The sequence below is a fragment of the Pseudotamlana agarivorans genome (assembly GCF_001642835.1).
Classification (GTDB): Bacteria; Bacteroidota; Bacteroidia; order Flavobacteriales; family Flavobacteriaceae; genus Pseudotamlana; species Pseudotamlana agarivorans.
In genome coordinates this window covers 1-1,316 of the sequence record NZ_LXEI01000042.1, presented here as the reverse complement: position 1 = coordinate 1,316, position 1,316 = coordinate 1, and the positions used below count along the sequence as shown (strand labels likewise).

1 protein-coding gene is annotated in these 1,316 nt (G+C 33.2%); it reads right to left on the bottom strand.

Features of this window, described 5'->3' with window-relative positions:
- Nucleotides 1-133 precede the first annotated feature (133 nt).
- Nucleotides 134-1,285 carry a serine hydrolase domain-containing protein gene (locus A6I66_RS16335; RefSeq protein ID WP_067151952.1) on the bottom strand — a complete coding sequence of 384 codons (1,152 nt, stop codon included), beginning with the start codon at nucleotides 1,283-1,285 and terminating at the stop codon, nucleotides 134-136.
- Between the last annotated feature and the right edge of the window lie 31 nt (nucleotides 1,286-1,316).

Here is a 1,316-nt window from a genome sequence, read left to right as displayed (position 1 = left end):
AACGATTAGTATATGAAAAGTAGGCGATTTTTAAGCACGAACCTTTCGGTTAAACATAAATTTTGATACTAGCCAAAAGCCTTGAATTTGCTGATATATCGCCTATTTTTTATATACCTTGTTGTAGGTAGTTTTATTTTAAGATTTCTTCATCAATTAAAATATCTGCAATTCCGTTTACTTTGCGGTAAGCCTCTCCTGAACCAATATTTGAAAGCACTATTACTGCAATTCCGTCATCAGGAAATCGCAATAATTGAGAGCTAATTCCCCAATCTCCTCCATCCCAAGCGACTATTTTTCGTCCGTTAAAATCTCCAATGTATAGACCAAAAGCTTGATTGTCTCTGTCGTGGTTAAACTTTATGGTTTTGTGCATCAAGTCATAAAATTCCTCTCCACCAAAACTTTTTCTTGTCATATTCGAGCTCCATTTCAGTAAATCATCAATAGTAGTTACTACTCCACTTCCCCCATAATGAGGTGAATTTCTTGGATGTTGAATATATTCCCCTTCTTTTTTGAGTTTAATACCATATTCATTATATCCATCCAAATATTCTTCTGTTCTCGGATTGTAAGGAGTGACTCTATTTTTAATTATTTGTGTTATATCATCATTGATAAGGGTGTTTTTCATTCCTAATGGATCAAATAATTGTCTTTTTGCAAATTCACTAAACGATTGTCCACTTATCTTTTCAACGATTTTTGTAAGTAGCATAAAGTTTACGTTGCAATAATCCCATTTATCTCCAGGTGTAAATTGAAGGGTTTCTTCTTCAAGAGAAGTTGAAATACATTCATCAATATCGAAGTAGTTAAATGTAATCCAAGATTTGCCACTTTTTCGGTTCAGACGTGGATAGTCTGTAATCCCACTAGTATTATATATAAGATGTTTAATTCGTATAGTGTCTGAGTATTTTCTTAATTCTGGAATAAAGTCAGCAGCAGTAGATTCCAATGATATCTTATTTTCTAAAATCAATAATGCGATACAGGCTGCAGTGAATTGTTTTGAAACCGAAGCGATACTGAATGCTGAATTCGATTCAATCGGTATGTTATAATCCAAATTAGCTGAACCATAGCCGTTTTTATAAAGTGTTTTTCCATTTTTTGATATTCCGATTGCATAGCCCGGGGAATTCAGATTATCAAATTCAGAAAACAATGAGTCAATTCGGATTTTTACGGAATCAGAAATTCCGCTTTTTAGTTCATTCTGACCACAACCTGTTAGACCGATTAAGCTTATAAAAAGTATGCTTATATTTCTCATTTCGTTCTGTTCTTAAATTACCTACAACGGT